At 62.6% G+C, this 25916-nt stretch carries 20 protein-coding genes and 1 pseudogene; 10 read left to right on the plus strand and 11 right to left on the minus strand.

Translation table 11 applies throughout. The annotated features are described in order from the left end of the window. On the plus strand, positions 1-499 hold a 499-nt coding region (locus tag VGM51_08980), incomplete at its 5' end, for a hypothetical protein (GenBank protein HEY3413176.1). 489 nt (positions 500-988) lie between these two features. Then, positions 989-3952: a hypothetical protein gene (locus VGM51_08985; protein HEY3413177.1), complete on the plus strand. Its 2964-nt coding sequence runs from the start codon at positions 989-991 to the stop codon at positions 3950-3952. A 13-nt stretch (positions 3953-3965) separates the two neighbouring features. Here the strand turns inward: VGM51_08985 and VGM51_08990 are convergent, their stop codons facing one another. The 3 genes from VGM51_08990 to VGM51_09000 all read right to left on the minus strand — a co-directional run bounded on the left by VGM51_08990 (position 3966) and on the right by VGM51_09000 (position 6171). Beyond that, complete coding sequence (locus VGM51_08990) at positions 3966-4226, minus strand: hypothetical protein (protein HEY3413178.1); 261 nt, start codon at positions 4224-4226, stop codon at positions 3966-3968. After that, positions 4219-5619, minus strand: coding sequence for a tRNA (N6-isopentenyl adenosine(37)-C2)-methylthiotransferase MiaB (gene miaB / locus VGM51_08995; protein ID HEY3413179.1), 1401 nt, complete (start codon positions 5617-5619; stop codon positions 4219-4221). The genes VGM51_08990 and miaB overlap by 8 nt, the downstream gene beginning before the upstream one ends. An 81-nt stretch (positions 5620-5700) precedes the next feature. Further along, positions 5701-6171, minus strand: a complete 471-nt coding sequence (locus tag VGM51_09000) for a hypothetical protein (protein HEY3413180.1) — start codon at positions 6169-6171, stop codon at positions 5701-5703. A 122-nt stretch (positions 6172-6293) separates the two neighbouring features. Here VGM51_09000 and VGM51_09005 point away from each other — a divergent pair, with 122 nt between their 5' ends. After that, a complete protein-coding gene (locus VGM51_09005) occupies positions 6294-8861 on the plus strand; it encodes a GH116 family glycosyl-hydrolase (GenBank protein ID HEY3413181.1) in 2568 nt (855 codons plus the stop codon). A 100-nt stretch (positions 8862-8961) separates the two neighbouring features. On the opposite strand, the gene VGM51_09010 is transcribed toward VGM51_09005, so the two are convergent. Then, positions 8962-9339, minus strand: a complete 378-nt coding sequence (locus VGM51_09010) for a hypothetical protein (protein HEY3413182.1) — start codon at positions 9337-9339, stop codon at positions 8962-8964. A gap of 161 nt (positions 9340-9500) precedes the next feature. On the opposite strand from VGM51_09010, the gene VGM51_09015 reads away from it, so the two are divergent. Beyond that, positions 9501-10067, plus strand: coding sequence for a hypothetical protein (locus VGM51_09015; GenBank protein ID HEY3413183.1), 567 nt, complete (start codon positions 9501-9503; stop codon positions 10065-10067). A gap of 84 nt (positions 10068-10151) precedes the next feature. On the opposite strand, the gene VGM51_09020 is transcribed toward VGM51_09015, so the two are convergent. Beyond that, positions 10152-12368 carry a hypothetical protein gene (locus tag VGM51_09020; protein ID HEY3413184.1) on the minus strand — a complete coding sequence of 739 codons (2217 nt, stop codon included), beginning with the start codon at positions 12366-12368 and terminating at the stop codon, positions 10152-10154. A 710-nt stretch (positions 12369-13078) separates the two neighbouring features. Here VGM51_09020 and VGM51_09025 point away from each other — a divergent pair. Beyond that, a complete protein-coding gene (locus VGM51_09025; GenBank protein ID HEY3413185.1) occupies positions 13079-16804 on the plus strand; it encodes a sugar-binding protein in 3726 nt (1241 codons plus the stop codon). 681 nt (positions 16805-17485) lie between these two features. On the opposite strand, the gene VGM51_09030 is transcribed toward VGM51_09025, so the two are convergent. The 3 genes from VGM51_09030 to VGM51_09040 form a co-directional block, all read right to left on the minus strand. Next, positions 17486-18223 carry a prepilin-type N-terminal cleavage/methylation domain-containing protein gene (locus tag VGM51_09030; GenBank protein ID HEY3413186.1) on the minus strand — a complete coding sequence of 246 codons (738 nt, stop codon included), beginning with the start codon at positions 18221-18223 and terminating at the stop codon, positions 17486-17488. Between the two features lie 86 nt (positions 18224-18309). Beyond that, the gene (locus VGM51_09035; GenBank protein HEY3413187.1) at positions 18310-19080 is read right to left on the minus strand and encodes a universal stress protein; all 771 of its coding nucleotides are present in this window, start codon (positions 19078-19080) and stop codon (positions 18310-18312) included. An 86-nt stretch (positions 19081-19166) separates the two neighbouring features. Further along, entirely contained in the window at positions 19167-19502 is a 336-nt protein-coding gene (locus VGM51_09040; GenBank protein ID HEY3413188.1) for a DUF5615 family PIN-like protein, read from the minus strand. Between the two features lie 130 nt (positions 19503-19632). Between VGM51_09040 and grpE the strand changes: the two genes are divergently transcribed. From grpE to VGM51_09065, 5 genes are read left to right on the plus strand one after another with little or no spacing between them, the layout of a single operon-like run. Continuing rightward, entirely contained in the window at positions 19633-20169 is a 537-nt protein-coding gene (grpE, locus tag VGM51_09045) for a nucleotide exchange factor GrpE (protein ID HEY3413189.1), read from the plus strand. Between the two features lie 23 nt (positions 20170-20192). Next, positions 20193-20558 (plus strand): nuclear transport factor 2 family protein, encoded by a 366-nt coding sequence (locus tag VGM51_09050; protein ID HEY3413190.1) that lies wholly within the window; start codon positions 20193-20195, stop codon positions 20556-20558. A gap of 5 nt (positions 20559-20563) precedes the next feature. Next, complete coding sequence (locus VGM51_09055; GenBank protein HEY3413191.1) at positions 20564-21100, plus strand: hypothetical protein; 537 nt, start codon at positions 20564-20566, stop codon at positions 21098-21100. Between the two features lie 19 nt (positions 21101-21119). Beyond that, entirely contained in the window at positions 21120-22802 is a 1683-nt protein-coding gene (dnaX, locus tag VGM51_09060; protein ID HEY3413192.1) for a DNA polymerase III subunit gamma/tau, read from the plus strand. 38 nt (positions 22803-22840) lie between these two features. Then, positions 22841-23185: a YbaB/EbfC family nucleoid-associated protein gene (locus VGM51_09065; GenBank protein ID HEY3413193.1), complete on the plus strand. Its 345-nt coding sequence runs from the start codon at positions 22841-22843 to the stop codon at positions 23183-23185. Between the two features lie 211 nt (positions 23186-23396). Here the strand turns inward: VGM51_09065 and VGM51_09070 are convergent, their stop codons facing one another. From VGM51_09070 to VGM51_09080, 3 genes and pseudogenes are all read right to left on the minus strand, one after another. Then, entirely contained in the window at positions 23397-25439 is a 2043-nt protein-coding gene (locus VGM51_09070) for a thioredoxin domain-containing protein (GenBank protein HEY3413194.1), read from the minus strand. A gap of 87 nt (positions 25440-25526) precedes the next feature. After that, entirely contained in the window at positions 25527-25742 is a 216-nt protein-coding gene (locus VGM51_09075; protein HEY3413195.1) for a type II toxin-antitoxin system HicB family antitoxin, read from the minus strand. 5 nt (positions 25743-25747) lie between these two features. After that, positions 25748-25878, minus strand: a pseudogene (locus VGM51_09080) (addiction module toxin, HicA family). Between the last annotated feature and the right edge of the window lie 38 nt (positions 25879-25916).

The following is a 25916-nucleotide window of genomic DNA, read 5'->3' on the forward strand; positions in this document are numbered from 1 at the left end:
CTACACGACGATGCAACGCCTTCACCGTGAGACGAAGTCCGACCTCCTGTTCGCCAACACAAGCAAAGCGCCTATGTCGTTCGACCTGAACGACGGGCAAACGCGCAACCTGCTGGAGTCCGCCGCCCGCCAATACTCCAAAGATGCGTTCAAGATTCAGGGAATCACCGTTCTCCAGGACGCCCTGCCGGACAAGGCGGCGCCGATGGACCGCGTAAACGCCGCGATGGACTGGCTGGGCAAGGAAACGCCGGAAGACGCACGGCCTGTTGACTGCCGCGGCGCAAAGGAGCTGAACGCCTTTGCGGACGCTGTGGCGCAGAATGCAAAGCAAATGGCTGCCAGCCTGAACGGCCGAGACCTCTACTTCTCGGAGTTGTCCGAAGACCAGCGGCAGTCGATGATGGACCTGATGCGGGCCGGGCGCCTTGTGATAGAAGCCAAGATGGTAGCCCAAATTCTACAAGGCGCGCGCAACGACCAAGGTAAGTTCGATTGATCGCTCTCGCGCCCGGCGGGGGCCGGGCCTCTTCAGCGAGTGGAAGACCGTGTGCGTGGACTCCAGCGGCACCGTTCGGAAGGCCCAGAAAGCCGTGTAGGCCGATGCCAACATGAGGAAACGGGGAAATGAGGGCGCTCGAGATACCCTCGCTTCGCAATTCCGCCGTTTCCTCAGTTCAGGCGGGGTCACAACTCAATACCGGGCCACGAACGCACGATATGTAGTGGTTCAGGGACTCCTGGGACACTAGGTTTTGTGTGCTACAGGGGTGTTAACGGGTGTTGTGACCCAGCCTCATCTCCTCGTTCGCCGATCCTCCCCGTTTCCTCACTTCCTTCCGGCCCCGGTGTCTGGGTCCGAACCCTCGCCCCCCGTCCCCGCGTCTTATGTGGTGTATAATCCACTTGGCCCTGTTGCGCGTGTACCCTTCCGGGCCTCGGCATCGTAGCGACTCTTGTAACTCATCATTCGAAACAGGAACCCGGAATGACAGATTCTCGCTTGTTCGCGTCTCTCGCATGCACCGTTGCGCTGGCGTGCCCCGTTTTCGCGCAGAAACCGGCGCCGGTCACAAAACCCACGCCCGGAACGCCGGCCGGGGTGAAGGCACTCCCGGAGCCCAGTTTCGGTCCGCTGCCGGCCTTTGAGTTTCCTAAGGGCTCCAAAGTCGATAATCGGGGCCTTATGTTCCGCATGAACCGCTATGCGGCGGGCGAACGCGTGATGGCGGTCGGCTACGGGCAGTATCGCGACGGCGCCCAATGGTCCGATGACGCATTCAAGGCCGAGCGCACGCTCATCGGCCGCCTGCAGATGATCGCCGAGCAGGAGAGCGCGAAAGAGCGTAACTACATCCCGTTCAAGGTCGGTTCGGCCTTCGCCATCGCGCCGGAATCCCGGGAGCAGGCCAACCTCGATCTCAGCGGCGCCAGTGAGTTCGACCTCTCCGGCCGCGGGCTGCTCATCGACCAGATTCTCCTCGCCATCCCCGACAACCTCATCGCCGCGCTCGGCTCCGACAACGGCATCGCCGTGTCCTCGCTTCCGCGCGACCTCCAGTCCGCCCTCGCCCGCGCGTTTAGAACGCCGCTCAAGGTCATGAACCGCAAGCCGTCCACATACAAATCGGACGACGGCTTGGAGCACGCGTCGATCGAAATGGAAGACAAAGGCCGGATAGATGACCCCATCAACTGGGCCTCCGCGCGCCTGCGGGCCCAACTGCACATCACCGGCGCGATGGTTGACCTGAAGCCGTACGGCGCGTACATCAGAATCCCGGACACCGGAATGGTCTTCGGCACCGACCAGGACCAGCAACGCAACTGGCGCGATCGCGGCGTCGACCTGCCGCTCTTCGACACCGTTCCAAATACCTACAAACCGTCCGATCTCATCGGCAAGAAATTCGTCCAACCCCTCAACTACGCCGGCCTGTGGACGGTTGATGATGTGGTGAAGCAGATCGCCAAACTCACGGGACTCAAAATGTACGTCTCGGCTGTCTACGCCGACGAACCTGTCTTCATTGGCTCGAACTCGCTGACCATCGGCGAAGCGATCGACGGTTTGCGCCTTTGCCTGGCCGGCGCGTGGCGCAAACTCGGCGACGCGTACATTCTCGCCTGGGACCGATTGGGCCTGCAAGCGGTTCAGATGCTCGCGCACGAATCCGCCGAAACGGCCTCCAAAGCGGTCAAGCGCCGGCGGCGCGAAGCGGATGCTTCCACAGACTGGGTGAAACTCGTCGATCGCCTGGCTTTCGACGGCTCCAACGGTTTGGCTCTCAACGATGACCAGCGCAAGAAGGCGTTCGATGCCGGCCCGGCAAAGGGACCGGGAGGTCCACCCGCCGATCAGGGCAGAATCCCGTTTTCCGAAATGACGCCGGACCAGCAGGCGTGGATTCGCGAGGCGGCTAAGAAGGATAGCGTCAGCCTTCCAGGCGTCGACGGCCAACCCGAGGTCAACCGACCGTTCACGGAATCGGATATCACCCAGTCCTACATCGACGGCCAGGCTGTGGTGAATGTCGCCGTCAAGGTTCCGGATTACGGCTGGGTTGCCGCGCCTAACGAGTGGGATCAGTCGCAGATCAGCCATTGGAGCATCGCAAGCAAGCGGGAAAAGCTGACAAAGGGAGCCGAGGGGGTTAAGCGGAACGTCCTGGACGATGCGCCAAAGGAGATTCGGGACTTGATTGCCAATCCCAAGCCCACGGTTCCTCCCGCGGTGATCCGGGCGTTGATGGTTCCACCGCTGGGTCCCGCGCGCCTGAAGGTCCTGGCCGACGAAATGAAGCGCCACGGCCTCAACACGCTGTTTTATCCTGTGCTCTTTGGCGGATATTCAACCTTCGAGAGCAAGGTCTTTCCGCTGCACCCATCGCTCCGCGGCAGCGACGGCTGGGCCGCCGCCACTTCGGCCATGGCGCCGGCCGGGATAAAGGTCATCGGCTATCTTCACACCCTTGCCTGGCAGGACGCCGGAGACAAGGCGCATTACCTGACGAAACACGCGGACTGGCTCGATGTGGACGTGGTCGGCCGGCCAAGGCTCGATTGGTTTGAGACCCATCCCGAAGCCCTCGTCAAAGCGGCCAGTATCGGCATCCTGGCGGCGAACTATGTGCGGCCCCAGGAACCTCTGGTCATAGCCCGCCTGCAAACGCTGGTGGATGAGTTCTCAAAGAAGCCCAACGCCGCCGGCATCTGCTTCGCTGAATGGCAGCCTGCAACGGCGGGGCAGAACTCCCCCTTCCCGGGCACGCTCAACACGCCGGCATTGGGTTTCGCCTATTCGGATCGGCTTGACTGGTTGCGCCGCTCCGGGCAGGACCCCGTAGACAACCTGGTTTCATGGGATGACTTCGTTCCGCCATCCCTTGCCGACCGCCGGTGGAGCATCATGCGGGATTCCGATACGAAAAAACTGGATCCGCACAACGACCTTCTGATCGCCCTGCTCAAACGCGCCAAGGCCGACCGCAAAGACTGGAAAACCTGGCTGGTGAACTCGGCGACTCCCGACTTCCGGTCGGTGCAGGCGGGGGACGATCTGAGGAAGGAAGCGGACGAGGTTGTGAGCGGCGTATTCGGCGCGATGATGCCCGGTGGTGGCAACCAGGGCGTTATCCTCCCGGTCACCTCCCAGAACCTGCTCGCCTCGCTGGCGGACGACCAACTCCCGGCGGACGAAGTGATCCCGGATTCGGTGCTCAAGATGCCGGCAATCGTCACCTACAGCCTGTTCTTCAGCGAGTTGATGTCGCCAGGGCGCCAGCAAAAGACGACCTTCTCCAGCGCCATCTACGATTTCCGAACGTCTCCGGGGGAGATAACTTCCTCTCTCCAATGGATCAAGGCGCCGGATAAGGGCACCATGACGCCGGCGGTACCGCAGGTCAGGAACGCCGTGGCGGTGCCGGAACCGCACAAAACGATCCGTTAGCCCGGCCACTCCGTCAGTTCCCGGCGGAGTCGTCTCCTCGCTCGCGATCCGCGTTGCGCTCCGAGGCGCTCCTGGCCCAGGCCTGCAACAGCGCCAGGGCGACGCCGGCGCCAACGGCCACCGCGCCCAGAACGGCCCATTTCATCGGCGTCAGCGGTCGTTCCCCGCTCAGGTGCCCATAAAGCAGCGCACCCAGGGCAAGCAGCGAATACATCAGCCCGCGCGCCCACGGGCTGGGCGAATAGGCCGGTTTATTCAGGCCGGGCTTAAGCATCCTGCACTTCCTCTCCCAGGAAACCCCACATGAAGCCTTCCTCGGCGCGAACGTGGACGATCTGGCCGATTCGCGACGCCGGCCCGTCGAAGTGAACCGTCTTGTTCTGGCGCGACAGCCCCTTGAGCTGCCCGGGCTTATCACCGTGCCCGTCCACAAGCACCTCGAACACCTCGCCCACCTGGGCCTGATTCACTTCCCGGCTGATCCGCTGCTGGAGTAAACTCAGTTTGCGAAGCCTCCGGCTTTTCACGGCCGGCGGAACCTGATCGGGCCAGTCCGCGGCTTTCGTACCCGGACGGATGCTGTAGACAAACGTGTAGGCGCCGTCGAATCTCACCCGTTCGAAGAGGTCCAGGGTTTGGTCGAACTGGTCTTCCGTCTCGCCCGGGAAGCCAACCATCACGTCCGTCGTAATCGCCACGCCCGGCACACCGGCCCGAACGTCATCGACGAGTTGCAGGAAATGTTCCCGCGTGTAGCCACGGTGCATCCGCTCCAGCACCTCGTTGTCGCCGGCCTGCACGGGCAGGTGTATCCACTCGCAGACCACCGGAATCTCGCGCATCGCCGAAATCAGGTTTGGAGTGCAGTCCCTGGGATGCGGGCTGGTGAACCGGACCCTGTCGAGGCCCGGCAGCCCGTCGAGCGCGCGCAGCAGGTCGGGAAATGTCAACTGGTCCGCGGAGTCTCGCGTCGCGGCGATCCTGAGCTGTCCGTTCCCGCGGGGCGTTTTCCAGGAGTCCACCGTCTGTCCGAGGAGAGTCACTTCCCGCGTTCCGCCGGAAACCAGCGCGCGAACCTCGGTGACGATGTCCTCCAGGCCGCGGCTGCGCTCCCGGCCGCGCGTGAAGGGGACGATGCAGAAAGTGCAGAACTTGTCGCAGCCGAACATGATCGGAACAAATTCGCGGAGTTTGCTTGAAGCTCCCTCGACGGCCTCGCGAATCGCCGGGAAATCGTCGTATTCCTGGAGATCCGATCGTCGCATCGGGAGGTCCAGAGCGGTCACGGGCTGTCCCGTTCGGCGCACGGTCGCCACCAGTTCAGGAAGCTCCTCGATGCGCGCGGTACCCATGATGATGTCGATGTGCGGCGCCAGGCGGCGCAGCTCATCGCCTTCACGCTGTGCCTGGCATCCGCAGACGCCGAGGACGGTTCCCGGCCGCCGGGCCTTCAGGCGCTTCAGTTCCCCGAGGCGGCTGTAGACCTTGTTTTCCGGCTTCTCACGGACCGAGCACGTGTTGATAAGGATTACCCCCGCGTCCTCGGCCGATTCCGCCGCCGCCATTCCCTGCCGTTCCAGCAGGCGCGCCATATAGTCGGTATCCGCAACGTTTTGCTGACAGCCGAACGTGATAATGTGATAAGTCTCCCGTTGTGTCTCAACCATAACGGCTTCATTCTACCACAAAGTGAAGTCGCGAGACAGGAGACAGGCCGGCGAGGGGGATTGGTTGAGGGGCTCCCGGGGCTACTGCCAGCCCGGGACCATGCGCGTTCGGTTCACGTCGTGCCACGTTAACGGAACGATGATGTCGTCCCGACTGGGTTTGCCATCCGGGCCGAGAGAGCGGAGGCACCCCGCGGAATTCGCGGTTGGCGGGACGAGACGGATCAGGCGGCCCCATTCGTCGGTCGCGGTGTCCCTCCCCACTGCCTCCTCCAGATCGTTCGCATCCGGCGGTCCGTGCTGGGCCGACCACATCCGGAGCGTGGCCTTGATGCCCATCATGCGCTGCCGCGTGGTGATCGCACGGGCTTCGTCCTGAATATGGGAGAGGCGCCCGGCCACCGAAGCGCCATCGCCACCCGGAAGAAAGCGCGACGCTTCCTTCAATTTCGGAGCGGCAACGCCGCCGACGAGCAGAATCACTCCGAGCATCATCAGACGCCCGGACTTGAAGAGACCGCCATTCCCACCGTCTGAATTGTTACTTCCCATGTGACTTGCCCGAATGCGACTATTGTCATGTCATTCCATCCTGCGTGCAGCATCCCACACTGGAATTTGCAGTACATAGAGGTGGACTTTTCGCCCTGGACGAGGAGGCTGCAGTGAGTACGATGCGTGATAATCGCCTTGAGAGCAACCAGAGAACCTTCGAAGGTGATTGTCTGCGGACCATTGCCTTCCCCCTGGGGGGAATCGGTACCGGTACAGTGTCGATGGGTGGCCGGGGCAATCTGCAGGACTGGGAGATCTTTAATCACCCTGGCAAGGGGCACTCGCTCCCACTCTCTTTCTTCGCGCTTTGGTGCCGGCCGGACGGCCAGGCGCCCGTAACCCGCATTCTGGAACGCCAGTACCTGAAACCCTTTCACCACGCCCATGGGATCTCACCGTCCTATCTCGGCGGCCTCCCGCGCTTTCGCGACGCCTCCTTCACTGGCGAGTACCCGAGCGCCTACGTCACATTGGCTGACGAAGCCATTCCGCTCGAAATATCCATGCGTGCCTGGAACCCGATGATCCCGATGAACGCGGACGATTCGGGCATCCCCATCGCCCTCTTCGAATGGAAACTGCACAACCACACCGATGCTCCCATGGAGATCGCGCTGGCTTTCAACGTGCTGAATCCCGTCGGGTGGGACGGGCTCGCTCCGCTCGATTCGCGCCGCGCTCCGTTCCTCGGCGGCAACCGGAACACCATCCGTACAGGCGACGGCCTGACCGGCGTGGTTCTGACCAATGACCGCCTGGCGATGGACGATCCCCGATACGGCTCCATCGCCATCTCGTCTCCCGAAAAAGATGCTGAGGCCTACGCTCGCTGGCGGCGCGGAGCCTGGTTCGATGATGCGCAGTGGTTCTGGAACCGCTTCAGTCATAACGGTACTCTCGATCACGAACCAGACCTCGGCCCAACGCCGGACGGCGAAACCGATATCGCCACCGTCATCGTTCGAAGGGTCATCCCGGCGGGCGAACTACACGGCCTGGACTTTTCCCTCTCCTGGTCGTTCCCTAATCTGCGCAACACGTGGAACACAGAGCCGGAGGTCGCCGGAAAACCTCTCGGCAATTACTACGCGGTCAAGTTCCCGGATGCCTGGTCCGCCGCAGCGTATGTTCAACGGGAGCGCCTCCGCCTGGATCTGGATACGCAGGACTTCCAGGACTGGATCTGCGATGATTCGCTTCCGCCGGAGCTTACCGACGCCGTATCCGCCAACATGAGCATCGTCCGGACGACGACTGTCACGAGAACCGCGGACGGACGGATGAACGCCTTTGAGGGCTGCAGCGACGGTGCGGGCTGCTGTCCCATGAACTGCACCCATGTATGGAACTACGCCCAGACCGTTGCCGCGCTCTATCCCGAATTGGAGCGATCTGTCCGTGATACCGACTACCTCAGCAACACAGACTCGCGCGGTGACATGGCGTTCCGCACCCTCCTTCCACTAGTTGGACAGCGATGGGCGTTTCGCGCCGCTGCGGACGGTCAGATGGGGACAATACTGCGCCTCTACCGCGAATGGCTCAACCACGGCGACCTGGACTGGCTGAGATCGCTCTGGCCGGCCGCCAGGCGTTCGTTGGAATTCGCATGGTCGCCCGATAATCCGGACCGTTGGGATGCGGACAAAGACGGTGTGATGGAGGGAATCCAGCACAACACCTATGACATCGAGTTCGTCGGCCCGAATACGCTCATGGGCTCGTGGTACCTTGCCGCGCTTGTGGCGGCCGCACATATGGCGGATGCGTTGGGTGAAACGGATTCGGCGGAGGAGTACCGTGCTTTGGCGCGCCGTGGAGCGGTTGGACACGACGTTCTCTGGAACGGCGAGTATTATGAACAACACGTAAGGTTTGACCCGGCGGTGCAGGGCCCCCAGCTCACTCGTCATGCCGGTCAGGCTTCGTCAGACGAGACAGGTCCGTTCTACCAGTATGGCGCCGGCTGCCTGTCCGACCAGCTAACGGGTCAGTGGTTCGCCCATTGTCTTGGCCTCGGCCATGTGTTGCCGGCGGACAAAGTTCGTTCGGCCGCCGAAGCCATCTATGGCCGCAACTTCAGGAGTGATCTTTCCCGTCACGCCAGTTGCCAGAGGACGTACGCCCTCAACGACGAAGCGGGACTCCTCATGTGCACATGGCCAAACGGGCAAAAGCCGGGATTCCCCTTCCCCTACGCCGACGAAGTGTGGACCGGCATCGAGTATGCAGTAGCAGCGCTGCTGATCTACGAAGGTCTTGTGGACGAAGGCCTGAGCATCGTTCGTGCGACGCGCGATCGCCACAATGGCTCAAATCGCAATCCATGGGACGAATGCGAGTGCGGGCACCACTACACCCGGGCAATGGCGTCCTGGTCGCTCCTGACCGCATACACGGGCTTCCAGTACAGCGCCCCGGACGCCAGTATCGGGTTCGCCCCGTGTGTGCCAGGAAACTTGCGCACGTTCTTCGCCGCCGGAACGGCCTGGGGCCAATGGATGAGGGAGGATGACCGCCAATACCTCATCGTCAGTTATGGTACTCTCACCCTCAAGCGCTGGCGGAACGCCGCCGGAACCGCAACCCTCAAAGGGGAGCCCGTTGCGGCGTATACGGATGGATCGGACACTGTGTTCGATCCCCCTGTCACCCTGCACAAAAACGACTACGTGGCCGTGGTATGATTTGTGGTGGCGTCACAGCCGGCCGGCGCCGATACCATGCTCGATAGCCCGGTTCACCTGAAGGCCGGCGACGTTCTGAGCATCCGCGAAGCGTAAGCGCCTACATTTCGACGCGCGAGACGGCCCCCGTGTCCACGGTCCAATCGTAGATGTTGCGGCCCGCCTTGACCTCCACGGGTTTGCTTTCTCCGTAGTTATAGGGAAGTTCTGTCGGCATTTTGGACTCGAGCGCGAACTGGTACACGAGCATGTATTTCCCCGGTTGGATGCCGGTGAAATTCAGGGTACCGCCCAGATCCGTTCTCTTCCGCTCAACGTAGGTGCCCGGGCGGTCTACGCTGACCAGCGTAACCTGGATGCCTTTCGGCATTGTCGTGCGTACGCTCAGACTCGCCGAACCGGCCTGGTCCTTCCGGCATCCTCCAACCACAATGGCCAGGCCAACCGCGATCATCAGAAATACCTTCGAGATGCGCATTTCACCCTCCTCAGGCAGATATCCGCCAGGCGCCCCCCGCACAATCCAGTTGGTGAATCCCCGAATACCGTGTGGAACGAATAGTTGGACCCGACTGGCAGGAAGCGTCCATTTATCGTCTCTAGTAACTTAGACAGTTCGTTCCGCAAGGGGTTCCGACCGTGGATATCATCGCTATCGAGTTTCCTGTTGAAGGACAGATGAAGCTCACCGTTCAAATGCCCGAAACGGGGCGTTTCACAACGTACGGCCTGCCGCATCTCCCGAGGCGGTTGTTCCGGCTGTTCCCGCAGTTGAACACGCATAAATGTGATAACGACTTCGGGTACTCCTTCAAACGTGAATGCCAGGATACCGAATTGCCCCATCTCCTGGAACACCTCATCATCGAGATCCAGAGCCAGATCCAGCCTCAGGGGATCCTCCGCGGCGAGACGGTGTGGGACTGGAGATGTGACCCGCGCGGCCGATTCCACGTTTATGTGGACTATGAAAACGAAGTCCTTGCGATGGCGGCATCCAGGCTTGCCGAGCGCATCATCAAGGCCATCGACGACCGCGACGTTGACACGCTGGATATCGATGCCGAATTGGGGCGCCTGCGCGAAATCGCACGGCTGGGGCGCGAACTGGCGTCCCGTCTGCACCCGGCGCCGCGAAATTCCTGGGAGGAATCCCCCACGCCGCTCCCGGTGAGCGACCCGAGGCCACTAGCGTTGGCGGCATAATCCCCTCAGGACATTGATGGTGAAATGAAGTAAAGCCACAAAGACCTCTCTTTGTGGCTTTACTTCATTTCACTGTGGCCACGGTCAGGGCAGCGTACCGATGCCGTTCATCGCGCGGGCGACACGCACCGCGTCTTCCAGCGTTATCTTGCCATCCGGAGTCGGCGTGGGCCACACGTCCGCCGATGCCAGCACCTGGTTGCGAATCGTCAGGTTCGCGTTAGGGTCGGCCGGGTCGAACGCGCCATAGGAGAGGCCGGCCGCCATCCGCAGCACGTAGGCAACGTCGAATGGGTCCAGCACGCCGTTCTGGTTGACGTCGCCCTTTACGTTCGGTACGGCGGCGCCGAACTTGACGTCTGTCCACGTCGTTGAGTCCGTAAAGCGTCCCGATTGCACATCGCTCGTGCTGTAGTCTGCCGGCAGGGAATCCGCATGCGCGGACGGACGATGCCGGGCGACCAGGAGCCCCCAGATTGAGCTCGTGGTCGGAGGTGCGAACGGAGTCAGCATATCCAGGGCGATGCGGGCCTCGAGCGTCCACGAATTCCCCGTATATCCCAGGTGAACCTGCCACGCGTAAGAGGAAACGTCCTCGGCGCCGGTTCCATCGGGGTTGATCCTCCGCTGGAAGGACAACGGGAGCGACACCGGGACGCCGCCAACCACAGGCGGGATGTTAGCGGCGAACTGGAAGAGATTGGTCGCCACTCCCTTAACGTCGTGCCGGTGCGGTGGATCGAGGTAGATCTGAACGTTGTCGTCCTGGGTCAGCATGTTCAAGTTACCGTAGGCCGCGCGGTTGAGGCCCAGGCTCGGCTCCAGGCCGTACACCGCGATGTACAGGTTGGAGTCATCGTACATAGCGTAGGCGATAGTCTGTATCGAGCCGCTCATCGTGCCGCCGCCCAGGGTGTACATCTGCATCGAGGGGTTGAGGTACTTGCCCGGGAACAACTCCCCATCCGCAATCGGCGGCGCGAACGCGCGCGCAAGTGTATAGGCGGGCACAAGATCCGGCAGCAGGATCCCGGCGGCCGCCTTCGTTTCGCCGGAGTTGAGCGTCACAGTCCCGCGGTTCGAAACGTAGCCATAGCGCGACGCGCCCAAAGTGAGTGTTCCCGGTTGTACGCTGGGCAATATGTACGAGCCGTCTGCCCCCGTGACGGCCACCGGCGTATCCAGCCCGCCAATCACAACCGTGGCGCCGACAGACGGGCGCGGGCTGGGCGAAGCCACCTCGGTGACGTTCCCGGTGATCGTCCCGGGCTGAAGGGTCGTGGGAGTGATGAGGGCGCGAACGGTCTGATCGATGGGATTTCCGATCGTGTCCGGCAGGGCGGCGCCGAGATACACGTGGCTCCCTGCTACACACCCGGGCGCCAGCGTCGGCGTCGTGTCCAGCGGCTGCAATTGCTGGAGCGTCGCGTCCGTGCTCAGACCATACCCGAACCCGTCGTTCTTGTAGATGCCGTCATAGCCGTACCGGAAGGACGTCAGCACCGGGTTGCCCAGATTGTCCGCCCCGTCCGCGGTGAGAAACAGCGAAGCCACGCCGTCTATCGTGCCCGCCGCGGTAATCGAGTCGATGATGTAGCCCACAAAAGCGGCCGGAATCCCCGTCCAGGTCTGGCTTACGACACCGCCGGCCGAGTCGAACACAGCGATGGCGGTCTGGGGAATGGTGCCCGGTGTCAGCACGTAGAACCGTAACCCGGCGCCGGTATCCAGCGCGGCAACGTCACGGACCTTGGTCGTGGAAGACAGAGCTATGTCCGACTGCTTGGTGAACGCCCCGCCGGACACGCTGGTGTAGATCTGGAGTGACGACACCGTGGCGATCGCCAGGTACACCGTTGCGCCGGACTTGGCGGTGGCGATGCCCCCCGGCGTGGCCCCGATGTCGGCCACGATCGTCGTGACATCGGCGGAGGTATGCGCGCCGTCCGATGCGGGAGCGCTGTCCAACTCCCAGCTTGTGCTCGTCGCCTTCACGAAATAGAGCGTGGTGTCGTCCGGGCTGAGGGCGATGTCGTTGATGGTGGTCGGCGAGGCCGGGGTGATTGAGCCGACCACGGCCCCTCCGGCGGTGTCCATCACCAGCACTTTACCGGTGGAGGCGTTGCGAACCGTCTCAAACAGGCGGGTGTCCGTGCTGTTCACGGCGATGCCGCGGCCGCTGTTGGACGAATACTGGCCCGAAAACTGGTACGTGGCGTCCGAGGTGTATGTGGCCGCCAAAACAGGCGGGAGGGCGAGGATGGCGGTCGCGATCGCCGCCAAGGTAATTGAGGGTCGCAACGGAGTAAGCCCCTTCCTGCCCGTACGGGCAACAGCAGCGTCGTCCGCGGGCGCGGCCGACGACTTTCCTGATATATAGCGTACCACGGAGGGCGCATCCGTAGCAAGCGGCGGGGAAAGGCCGGCTGCGTGCCTGGATAGTGGTGCGTGTTGGGTGACGTTAGGCCCCTACGGCTTCAGCCGAAGGGAAGGCTCCCCGCCCGAGCGGTTCGCGAAATCCCGTCGTTCCTTCTCATGAAACGATGGCGCGATCGGATTGCGCCGCGCCGTCTGATGGCGTCGACGACGATTGGCCGCATCCGCTCCTGCGCGGGGGTTTGCAGACAAAATACGTGTAGGTTTTTCCCTCTGCAATATTGTACTATAACAATGAATGTCAAAAGCCTGGCTGTTTGACGACGGGCATAGAGAACCTTGGCGGAGTTGGTGGGACTGGCTGGCGAAGGCTGGTTGCTGTAGAGATGCTTCCCCGATCGAAACAACGATCGCTGATGAGCGCGCCTGTGGGCACGGAAGCCTCGATCGCCGAACAGCCTTCATCCAATCGGCCTAGCCAACCCTTGGGCCGTCGGCGCCGCCCCTTCATCACCTCAACGAAGAACACCGCCGCCGTGCCCTCCCAATATCTGGGACGCGATCAGCAGCGTTCCCACGACGTGTTTGCGCAACGACTTAGCGAGCACCACTAGTCTGAGCAAGAGGAGAAACGTGTGAAACGAATTCGACTTGTTCTTCCCCTCATGGCGGGCATTGCTGCCCTCATGGGAATTGGAAGGACTGCGAACGCGGCAGCTGTCGGGCTGTATTTTACGAAGAACCCCGTGAACGCCACGGCGGGGACCCAGTTTACCAGCCAGCCCGAAGTGCACGCCGTTAACGCTGACGGCACAACCGATGCAACCTACGCCGGGGATATAACGCTCACCGCAACACCCCTTACCGGCACTCCGGGAGGCATCCTTACCGGCACCACAACGCTGACCGCGGGCGCCGGTATCGCCACCTTCATTGACCTCGCCATCGACAAACCCGGACAGTACAAACTGACGGCGTCTGCAGCGGGGCTCACAAGCGGCAGCAGTACCGGAATCAACATCGGAACCGGTGTCACCCTCACGGAGATCTGGAGCGTACAGCCGGACACGAACAACGACAAGACGCTCACCATCACCGGCATCAACCAGTTGCGAAGCATCGCCGCCAACCACACCCCGGGCCACCCGTTCGCCGGCACCATCTACATCACCCGCCGCAGGGACACAACAGCTACCCAGCAGGGCGGAACGGCGGACGTGTTCTACTGGAAGGGCAACCATACCCTCACTCCGGGCGGACCCAATTTCGCGGTCCCCGACGGACGCTTCGATATGGCGGCCCTCGCGGCAACCGGCATGAACGTCGGTAACGCTTGCTGGGCCATTTCGGTTGCGGACGACGGCTACGTCTACGTCAACTCCTACAACAGCGGCGAGATCGCCCGCTTCAACCCGGATGGAACGGCGCCGGTCCGCGTTATCGCCGTATCCCCCGCCCCCATCTTCCGCCAGATTTACGCCACCGGCAGCGGAATCAACACCGTCATCTGGGGGGTTGAGGGAAGCGCGGCGTCGGGCCAGGTCTACAAGTTCACGGCCACGGCCGTAGACACCAACGGCGCGCCTTCCGCGTTCGCCACCACCAAGGCGTTCCCGTTCAATAATGGCGACACCCAGGCCAACATCAACGAGCAGTGCGTGGTCAATCACGCCGGCACCGCGTTCTACTACACGAAGGGCCAGTTGGGTCACAACAAGGCCTCCAAACTCGATATGTCCGGCGTGGTAGACGCCACGTTCTACGCCAATGAGTCCGGGGCCGGCACGCCCTCATCCGGAGCCGCCATCGACAGCCAGGATCGCGTGCTCTACATCGCCGGTTACACCGATCCGTATGGTGTTGTAGCTACAGACCCGGTTACCGGTGTCGATCTGACAACCAACACGATCGCCTCCGGCACGGCCAACGCCTACACGCCATCAATGGCCGCAAGCATCAACAACGCGCTCTACGACTTCGTTGAACTTTCGCGCTATTCGGACCGCCACTTCTTCTACCTCGGCTGCAACCGTGGGACCGCGGTGATCGCGGGGCTGTTCTCCTCAGACGTCCCCGCCGCCGATCCGACCGGCGTGCTGGTTGAGAACCCCGGCACCGGCTCCAGCCTGCAAATATCGTGGACGCCCGCCATCGATCCTGAGATCAAGGGCGTCAATATTTACCGCTCGACAACCCAGGGCGTCATCCCGGCCCAGCCGATCAACTCCACACCGCTCACCGGCTCCACCTACACGGATAACGGGCTCACCTCCGGCACCACCTACTATTACACGGTCCGAAGCTCCGCCCTCGACCCCGTTCTGAACACGGCCTATGAAGGCGCCAGCACCGCGCAGGTAGCCAAGACCGCGTCCCTCGCCGGAATCCCCGATCCGCCGTCCGCCGCCACCGCCGCGGACACCAAACAGGGCGGACAGATTCTCGTCTCCTGGACCAACCCGCCGCAGTTCGCCGAGAAGATCAACATCTACCGCTCAACCGCCGCCGGAACGCTGGGGACCAAGGTCAAGGTCTTCGCTCCCGTCGTTAACGGCGCCGCCGCCTCCTGGACCGACAACGGCCTCACCAACGGCACACCCTACTTCTACACCGTCCGCGCCGCCAACGGCACCGACCAGGAAACGACCAACACCGCTCAGGTGAGCGCCACGCCAACCGACCAGGTTCCGCCAACGTTTGCCGGCGTGAAAACCATCACCGAATACGGAATGCCTGGCTATCGCGTCACTTGGGACGTCGCCACCGATAACTCTCTGCCCATCACGTTCAAAGTCTACGTCGCTTCCTCGCCGGCCGCGGTTAACTGGAACGCGCCCGCGGTGACAACGACCGACAGCAAGTGCGACCTCACCGTCCCGCTCGGCCAGGACGCCTACATCTTCGTCCGCGCCACGGACGCCGCAGGCAACCAGGAAACGAACACCAAGTACCTCGTCGGCACCCCGTCCAAGGTCATCGTCGACTCCGACATCAACAGCCCAACGTATAACTCCGCGGCGTTCAACCCGCAGCCCGATCCCGCCTTCCCCGCTCTCCAACAGACCGGAATCGGCAGCGACGCCGGCAAGACCAACGTCACCGACCTCCTCAACAGCGGAACCCTGCAGGGCGTCTTCTGGCTCAGCTCCAACGACAAACTCGGAAAGTGCAAATACACATTGCCGATTACCGTAGCTGGAACCTACGACATCGACGCGTTCTGGACGAACTGGGCAACAGCCGGCTTCAACCTGAACGTTCCCGGGTACGTCTATCACGTGACCTACCCCAACGGCGCCACGGAAGATATCCCGCTTGACGAACTGACTTCCTCCGGCGGCAAGTGGAACCTGCTGAAGAGCACCTACCTCACGGTCGGCAACCTCGTCGTAGTGGGAGACGCAACTGGCAGTTTCGATACCGCAGCCACCAGCAACAACGCCTCCGGCGCCATCCGCGCCATGCTTCACCTGGCTCCGGCAATGGTCAATATCTACCGTTCCGCGACGCCTCCGACCATCGATGGCAACATCACCAACACGGAGTACGCCGGCGTCAGCCCCATCTTCCTTGGCCAGCATTACCAGGACGTCGTTGGCGGCCCGTGGAACGGTCCGGCCGACTACTCCGGCAATGCTTACGTTAAGTGGGACACCAACAATCTCTACATCGCCTACGACGTGACGGACGCTACCCCCGAATTCCCGGCAACCGCGGACACGGCGATCTTCAACCGCGACAGCCTGGAAATCTACTTCGGTCTCACCAATCCGCAGGATCCCACGCGGACAACTTACGATGCCGGCGCCGATTTCCAACTCATCATCTCCGCCGACTACAACACGTCAACCGGCGCTATGACGCCCAAATGGTTCTGCCCGCAGTTGAGTGGAACCGTAGTAGGCGCAACGCCCGCCGGTGTGATGGGCGCCAAAAAGACCGCGAAGGGCTACACCTTCGAGATCGCGATTCCCTGGACGACATTCGTATCTACGCCGCCTGTCTCCGGTCAGGTGATCGGCTTCAACCTCTCCGGTAACAACACCCAGACGGCAACCTCCACCGGCCAGGACAACGCCTTCGTGCTGAGCGCGCTGGGCGGATCCTGGGGCAATCCCAGCCACTGGGTGCAGGCCACCTTGCTTGCGTCCACACCGCCGGCCATCGCCCCGGGTGACGTAAACATGGACGGCTCGGTCACCTTCAAGGACGCGGTAGCGGCTTTGAGGATCGCTGCCGGCTTCATCAACGCCGATGATGCAAGCGTGTCCTTCGCGGCCGCAAACATCAACGTCCCCGCATCCGGAAAGATCGGTGTTCCGGAAGCGGTGAAGATCCTCCGAAAGGTCAACGGCAAGTAATCCTCGCCGTTGCCGCATGCTGAGAAAGGAGGCTGGCGCGATGAACGCGCCAGCCTCCTTTCATTTCATTCGCCCGTCCGCCGATGTGGAATGGGCGCCCCGCCCGTTACCAATCTACGCAGCCGGTTGGCGAAACAGGGCAGTATGGCGCCGGTAGCGCCGGCGCCTCGCCGGCATGGCCGCGAAGCCCGCCTTCGCGGGCTGATTCCGCAGTCGCCGAAGGGCGACTTGGTGCTCTTCATAGCCGTGACTTCAGTCGCCGGGGAAGGCACTAACCCGCAAATGCAGTATGGCGCCGGTAGCGCCGGCCCCTCGCCGGCAGGGCCGCGAAGCCCGCCTTCGCGGGCTGATTCCGCAGTCGCCGAAGGGCGACTTCGTGCTCTTCATAGCCGTGACTTCAGTCGCCGGGGAAGGCACCTAACCCGCAAATGCAGTAAAGCGCCGGTAGCGCCGGCGCCTCGCCGGCATGGCCGCGAAGCCCGCCTTCGCGGGCTGATTCCGCAGTCGCCGAAGGGCGACTTGGTGCTCTTCATAGCCGTGACTTCAGTCGCCGGGAAAGGCACCTAACCCGCAAATGCGTTAGGCGCCAAACTCCGGGATGACTCATGGTGCCGATTCGTGGCGACGGGTGGGACGCCCGTTCTGCTATTGATGTCGTTCACCCGGCGCGGTGGAGGCGCGCTAGCCGCTGAAATTCGACCCGGGAATCCACGGGCTGAGCTTGGCGTCGTTTCGCGACTTCTCGGGGAAACTGCGAACGTGGCCATCGATACACAGGATCTCCGTATTGTTCATATGGGGAAACTCTCCGCCGGCCGCCTTGCTCGCCGCGTCGCCCTGGCCGATGATCCGTTGATCCCACATAACCGGCATGCCGGCGGGGCTGCGGTGGTATTTGGCGAACGTCTCCGTGTTTGAACTGTCGGAGAATGGCGCAAAGGTGTATGGGCCGTCAAGCGGCAGGCCCGCCAATCCGCCGATCGGGATTTTCCCGAGATTCGTCACCGCCCCGGGCTGCCCCTCAGCGAAGAACGAGTAGTAGATGTAGGCCCAGTTCTGATTCGGCGGCGGATAGGTGTTCAGCGACGCGGGCACAGCCGTGCAGTACCATATGCTCTCGCGGATGTTCTGCTTGGTGATAGTGCTCTTCATGTACGGGTTCAGCGCCTCCACCACGCAGTACTTCTGCGAGGTGGCGTTGGTCAGATCGTATCCTCTCCACGCGAATGGAAGCCGCCCGTCATTGTCCTGGGCATATGAGATGATGGCGGTGCCGATCTGCTTCAGCTGGCTGATGCACTTGGTCTGAATGCTTCGCTGCCGCGCTTTGGCAAACACCGGAAACAATATGGCCGCCAGGATGGCGATAATCGCGATCACCACCAGCAGCTCAATGAGCGTGAAAGCCCGTCGCGACATCCTGATCTCCGCAGCCTCGTTAGGCGCCAGATTCAATTGCGTATCCCTTGCTGAACGTGGATTCCCGGCACTGCACCACCGCGGTGCTATTCGGCCGGCATCTGATCGATAATAACTTCACAGTGCGCGCGGCGGAGCACACTCTCCGACGCATCGTCGTCGGCCCGCCCCTCGCCCGGCGGCCGGCTCAGAACCAGGGTCTTGATCTTGAGCGTCTCGACCATCTGAAGGACGCCCTCGTTCCGGTCCCGGCTTCGCTGGATATGGCGGAACGGGCGCAGGCCGTATTTCCGCACGGTCGCCTCGCACTGGTCCAGCAGCGCCTGGGCAGCGTCCTCGGCCTCCGGCATGGGGGTGTTCAGCGGCATCGTGCGGGGAACGGTGAGCAGGTAAACCAGGTGAATATCGGATTTCGCGTCGCGCCCGAGACGGCACGCGGTTGAAACGGCGTGCTCCGCCGCGTCCGGGTAAAGCAGCGGAACAAGGGTCCCCGTTCCCTGAACGGCCGTGCTCGTGTCCGCGATTCCACCGGCCTGCAGCGACTTCCTCGCCTCATCGACAGTGGAAGCGATCGGGAGGCGGCTGCGAAGCCCCGGCACCGATTTCAGCGTCGCGAGGACGTTCTCAGGAAGCTGCGCCAGCACCATGCGCGCGTCCGCGGATTCGATAAAGTGGATGGCGTCAAGAAACGTCTCGCCACCCTCGGAGGTAACGTCTGCCAAATGCGTGCAGTCGATGATGATGCCGTGCGGATGCTTCCGCAGCAGCAGGTTCGTCACCGCCTTGATGGTCAGCCACTGGTTGTCCCGTATGTCGCCGTACAGGCGAACGCTGTCTTCACGCGCTTCAACTATCATTCCGCACGCACCTCTGAACCAACACCAGAATTGTTATAGTACACCTGATTATAGCAGGCGCCTTGCAGTTTGTCTACGCGCGGCGCTCACCGTTTGGCCCGGCTGGATCGGCCGTCCACAACGATGAGCATCCCCCGTAGACTGCCTCCCCGGAGCACCCGCACGAGGCGGCGCAGAACGCTGCGCTCGGCCGTGACCAGGTCCTTCAACACAACGATGCCCGCGTAACGCCTCGGCGCGAAATGCGAGCGGGACGTGAAGTCGCTATCCGCCGTCACCAGTACCGCCTTCATCCCGGCCGCCAACGCCGCGACTTCTTCGTCCGTCGCCCGAGGGTCCGCCACGTCTACGACGCGCTCAACGCGAAAACCCTCCTCCAGAAGCGCGTCGATGATCGGTCCGGGAACACAGTGATCTGCCAATATCTTCACTCATTCATCTTAACCCTTCCGCATTCCTCCGGTCCGTCATCGGTCGACGCAAGCTTCCCGGGGCGGCATATAATGCTTATACGCGTTGCGCCGTGCAGCGCAGGTAATATCTGAAACGCTTATGTCTCAACACTCAAAGAAAAACACAATCATCGAAGATCAGCCGTCACCGGCGGAAGCGACGGCGGATTCTGCTTCGCCGGACACAGCGATCGCCGCGTTGGAAGAAAGAGTCCGCGCCGCCGAAGACGCGGCTCTTCGGTCAACGGCTGAATTCCAGAACCTGAAACGCCGCCAGCGCGAGGAGATGGAACGCCTTCAGGATACCGCGACCAAGGAACTCGTCCTTTCCCTGCTGCCGGTCGTGGACGACCTGGAGCGCGCCCTCGACGCGGCCGGATCCACCGCGAACTCTGAAGCGTTGAAGAATGGCGTCGAACTGACGCTGACCAAATTGCTCGCCGCGCTCGGAACCGTCGGCGTCCAGAAACTGCCCGCCGTCGGCGAACAGTTCGACCCGTTCCTCCACGAGGCGGCGATGCAGCTTGAACCATCCGAATCGTACCCCTCGGGGACTATCGCACAGGAACTCCGTTCGGGCTATACCCAGCACGGGCACGTCATCCGGCCCAGCCTCGTCGGCGTCGCGCACGACTGACCCATTCCCTGAGAAATGAGAATATGACGGACACACAACAAACCACAGCCTCCGCCCTGCTTGACGCAATAGCCCGATACGATGCAGACGCGATCTCATCCATCGTAACGGATGACGCCCTTCTCCTCGTTCCCGAGCGCCCAGCCTATGTGGGTCCGGAAGGCGCGGCGGAGATGATCCGCGACCTGTCACGCACATTCGTCGAGTGGAACCCCAGGGCGCTGCGTGTCGCATCGGAGGCCGGCGTCTCGACCGTCGAGTGGACCTGCACCATCACCGATTTTGGCGGGTCTGAATCTTGCCTGGACGGCTGTACTGTCCTGGATTTCCGGGACGGCAAAATACAGCGCGCCCGATTCTACTTCCGTCCGGAAGACAGAGACCAATAGCTCCGGTGCCAAACGCTCCTCTGTTATTCGCTTTGGGGCTGCCGAATTCGCTCGCCGGGTCTACGGTGTTCACGGCCCTGGTGCTGTCCGCCACGTATGCGCTGCTTCGTGCCCTCATCAGAGTCGAGCCGATGCGCCGCCCCGCGAACGGAAGCATCGATGAGGACGAAATGCCGCCATCCGATGAGAGCGGCGTCGAATATGGTTCGACGGCGGATTCCGAACCGGTCGAGGAACCCGGGCCGGCGACAATCACCGCCGGAACGGTTGAGGTTGAGCCCGCCGGCCGCCCCGTCTCGCTGGAGGCCCTCATGGTTCACGGCATCCACATCGCGGTGGGCAATCCCGTTGCGCACGTGATGCAGGCGGTGCGCAGAGGCGATTCGACCGCGGCGCCTGTCATCGAGAAGGACAATGCGGGCCGCGCCACACGGGTGACCCGCGAATACAAGATCGACCAACAGGCGATCCAGTTCGTATTTGAACGCGATGCACCGGACGACCACCTCTTGCTGACAGACATACAGATTCTCAACGATTAGAACCGGAGATACCGGGTCCGTGTCATACGTATCGCTTTACCGAAAGTACAGATCACAGGGGTTCGACGAGGTCCTCGGGCAGCGTCACGTCACCCAGACCCTGAAGAACGCCCTCGCCGCGGGGCGTGTCCCCCACGCCTACCTGTTCACGGGCCCCCGTGGTACCGGCAAGACCTCCACGGCCCGCATACTGGCCAAGGCGCTCAACTGCACCTCGTTCGATAAGCCCACCCCAGACCCGTGCGGCCACTGCGAAGCCTGCATCCGCATCCGGGACGGCTCCAGCATGGACGTGATGGAAATCGACGCCGCCAGCACCCGCGGAATCGACGACATGCGCGAACTCAGGGAGCGTGTCAAATACGCGCCCGCTGAAGAACGATATAAAGTTTACATAGTTGACGAAGTTCATCAACTTAGCGGCGATGCGTTTAATGCGTTTCTTAAGACTTTGGAGGAACCGCCGGCTAACGTCATTTTCGTGCTGGCCACTACCGAGGTTCACAAGGTTCCCGCCACCATCCTGAGCCGGTGCCAGCGATTCGATTTCCGGCGCGGCGGGCTTGCCGACCTGAAGGAACGCATCGAGACGGTGTGCAAGGGCGAGAACTGGTCCATCACGCCAGAGGCTGTGACGGCCCTGGCCGTGGGCGCGAACGGAGGCTATCGCGATGCGCTGAGCCTGTTGGAACAGGTGGCCGCCTATACCTCCGGGGCCGGCGCAATAACGCTGGACGACGTGGGAATCGTCCTCGGCAGTATGGCCGACGAGCAGTTGCTGGCCGCCGTGGACGCCGTCATCAAGCGCGATCCCGCCGCCTGCTTCAAGGTGGTTGACGAAGCGTTGGCCGCCGGCGTTGAGGTTCGGCAGTTCATCACCGGTCTGCGCCGGCGATTCCGTGACCTGCTGATGATCGCGGTGGGCGCGGTCACCGAGGACTCTGCCGTCGTTGCCAGCCAGCGGGAACACCTCCAGGAGCAGGCGAAGGCGCTGCCGCAGGCCGATTGCGTCTGGTGTATCGACCAGTTGAATGAAGCGGAGCGAGACCTGCGATGGTCGCCGCAGCAGCGCCTCCTGCTGGAGACAACGCTGGTGAGGCTCGCCACGCGCAGCGATCGATCCGCCGCCGCTCCGCAACCCTCCGCGCCGGCCCACGCGGCCGCAGCGGTACATGAGCGCCCGGCGGCCGCACCCGCGCCACGAAAGCCCGCGCCACATCCGCAGCCTCCGCAGGCCGCGGCGCCGCCACAACGGTCGAACGGCCGCCAGCCAACACCCCCGCCATCGATCGACCCGCCGGACGGAGAGATCTACCACCCGACGCCGGACGACCTGCCCGGCCTCGCTGACGCGTGGGCTAGGATGGTCGCGCAGATGAAAGGCAGCAGCAAGGAGAGAAGCCGGGGCATGTCCGCGTTGCGAGTCGAACGCGGTATGCTCATTATCGGCGGACCCATTGAGATGTGGGTCGATAAATCCAATGAACTGCGCGAAAAGATACAGGAGTCGTTCGCCAAAGCGTATGGCAAACGCGTGCCTCTGCGCTTTATCCACGTTCCAGTCGGTCCTGGCGATGACGAGGAACGGCCGCCGGAAGCCCCGCCTGCCCGGGAGGCATCCATGCCGAGCCTTGAAGACCTGGCGGGAAGTATATTTGACGTCGGGTCGGACGACGATTCACCGAACCCATTCACGGAGTGAACACCCCGCCCACATCGCGCGGGCAAGAGGAGATTGATATGGCCGGACCATTTGGCGGAATGCCGAACATCGCGAAGATCATGAAGGAAGCCCAGCAGATGGGCGACAAAATGAAGAAGGTCGAGGAGGAGCTCAAGACCATCCAGGTTGAGGCGGCCAGCGGCGGCGGCATGGTCAAGGCCGTCGTGACCGGCTCCGGCGACCTCCTCTCCATTAAGATCGCCCCGGAGGTTGTAGACCCGGAGGACGTGGAAATGCTGGAGGACCTGGTGGTAACCGCCATCCGCGAAGCGCTGGAGTCCGCCCAGGAGCTGCGCGAGGAGAAGCTTGGCGGGGTCACCGCCGGCCTGCAGGGCATGAAGGTACCGGGACTGCCGTTCTAGCGGCTGAGGGCTGAGGGCCGAGGGCTGAGGGCTGAGGGCTGGGGGCTGAGGGCTGAGAGCTGAGGGCTGAGGGCTGAGAGCCGAGGGCTGAGGAATGAGGGGGTTGTAGATTCATGGTTGGTCAGCCAATCCCCTTCCATTGAGATGGCGGGTTGGGCTTAGCGAACTCGGCCTTCGCCGGCTGCGGAATCCTCGGCGTTGGGTGACACCATTATAGCGCTGCGATCAGAGCTTCCAGGTTGGTGGTCGGCGTCTGGCACGCGAAGTCTTTGCACACATAGGCCGTAGCTTTACTGTCAACCACCTTCATCTCGGCGAGCCACGGCGCAGCGGAAAACGCCGACGAATGAAGAAGGGATGTGGTCGGCAGAAAGCGCGCCTGTACGGCTCGGACCATCGCCAGGGTGTCGGCCGACTTCGGATCGCCTGCGATAACAACCTGGGCGGGGGGCGTGATCATAGTGTCCAGCGCGCAAAGCATGGCCGGGATGCTTTCCGGGCTATCACCGAACGTGCCCGAGGCGGCTGTCACCGTTGCCGCGCCCTTCTCGCGCCACGCCGCCTCGCCGGTCATCTCGGCAAGACGGAACAGCACGGATGCGGCGACCGAGTTTCCCGCCGGTTCGGCGCCGTCGTACTGGTGCTCGTACTGCCCGGCCGCGAACAGGAAGCCGCCCGTGTCCGGAATCCAGAACCGTTCCACCATCACCCGCGCAATGTCGATCGCCGCTGCCAGGTAGCGCACATCCAGGGAAGCCTCATAGAGATCGAGCAGGCCCTGGGCGAAGAACGCGTGGTCGTCCAGGAAACCCTCTACCGCCACCTCGCCGTCACGATAGCGCCGGTGCAGCGTCCGCTTGTCCGCGTCCCACAGTCTGCCCAGCATGAAATCAGACGCGCTCCTGGCTGCTTGAAGATAGTCCTCGTCGCCGATTGCCCGGTACGCATGGCTGAAACCCGATATCATCAGGCCGTTCCAGCTTGTGAGAATCTTGTCGTCCAGCAATGGACGCCGACGCAGCTCCCGAGTGCGCAGGAGGATCTCCATCGAATCGCTCAGCAGCTCGCGGACGTTCCGTTCGCTGATGCCGTATTCCTCGGACAAGCCCTCCGTGCTCGCGGAAACCGAGAGGACCGTCTCGCCGCGCTCGAAATTGCCTTCGTCCGTCACGCCGAAGTAGGCGTTCACGATCCGCGCGGTCTTCTCGCCAAGGGCCGCCTCGGTTTGCTTCGGAGTCCACGTGTAGAAGGCGCCCTCGCGGGACACCCCGGTCGCATCGACGCTGTCCGCGTCCTCGGCGCTGTAGAACGCGCCTTCGGGGCTGGTCAGATCGCGCCGCACGTAGGTCGCGATGTCGTACACGATGCCGGCCAGGTCGCCATTGAGCGTTAACTGGAATGCGTGCGCTGCAACGCTCATCAACTGGGCCTGGTCATAGAGCATCTTCTCGAAGTGCGGGACGCCCCAATGCGCGTCAACACTGTAACGCGAGAACCCGCCACCGAGATGGTCGTGGATGCCGCCGACCGCCATAGACCGGAGCGTCTGGACGACCATGCCCAGTGCTTCCTGATCTCCGGTGCGTGCGTGATATCGCAGGAGGAACTCGAGGCCCGCCGGGCGAGGGAACTTGGGCGCCCGCCCGAACCCGCCGTTCTGGTGGTCAAACAGGCCGTCGAACGCTGCGTAGCCGGCGTCGAGCGTGAACTCGCCGATCTCCGGTCGCTCCGCCGCGTTGGCCGCGCCGAGGCCATCCAGCGCGGCCGCGACCTTGGCCGCTTGCGAACGGAAGCCGTCCGGGTAGGTGGTCCACAACTCGTGGATGCGGTGCAAAACGTCCACGAAGCCGGGCCGGCCGAACGCGGAGGTGGGCGGAAAATAGGTACCTCCGTAGAACGGCTCTAGATCGGGCGTGAGCCACACAGAAAGCGGCCAGCCACCCTGCTGCCCCATCGCCTGGACGGCGAGCATGAAGCGGTGGTCCACGTCCGGCCGCTCCTCGCGGTCGACCTTCACGTTGATGAAATACCGGTTCATCACGTCCGCCACGTCCGGGTTTTCGAACGACTCGCGCTCCATCACGTGGCACCAGTGGCACGTGGAGTAGCCGATGGAGACGAAGAGCGGTTTGTCCTCCGCCTTCGCCAGGGCGAGCGTTTCGTCGTTCCACGCGCGCCACTCAACGGGGTTGTGAGCGTGCTGGAGGAGATAGGGGGACTTCTCGTGGATCAGGCTGTTGGTGTGATCAGGCATACCGTAAGAACCACGCGACGTGGTCTTTGATTCCGTCTGGCGCTTCCCGGTCCATCAAACGCGGAGAGGTGACACCGCAATCGGCAGTCAGACCGATACGTTCACCGCTTCTGCAACATGGCGCGGTGGAGGGATCGGCTGCCCTTGTTCCTGTAAGACCTCGATGTAGACCGCGATGGCCTCGCGTACGTTGAGTTGGGCATCAGCAAGAGTGTCGCCCAGGCTCACGCAACCGGGAAGATCCGGCACGATGGCGCCCCAGTTGGTCTCACCCTTCTCATACAGGACCGTATACTCGGCCATTGTCTCTACCTCAAGCCGGCTTGCTTCAGGATGGCCCTCAGCGTTCCCGGCGGTATGTCATCACTTGGATGCCCTTCGTGCGAACGAGGAACCAACCGTCATCCCTGATCATCAAGAGAACGTCGCGCACTTTCATGATAACACACGAACGGTAGATCGCCCATGGTCAAGCGG

It is taken from the genome of Armatimonadota bacterium (assembly GCA_036504095.1).
Classification (GTDB): domain Bacteria; phylum Armatimonadota; class DTGP01; order JAKQQT01; family JAKQQT01; genus DASXUL01.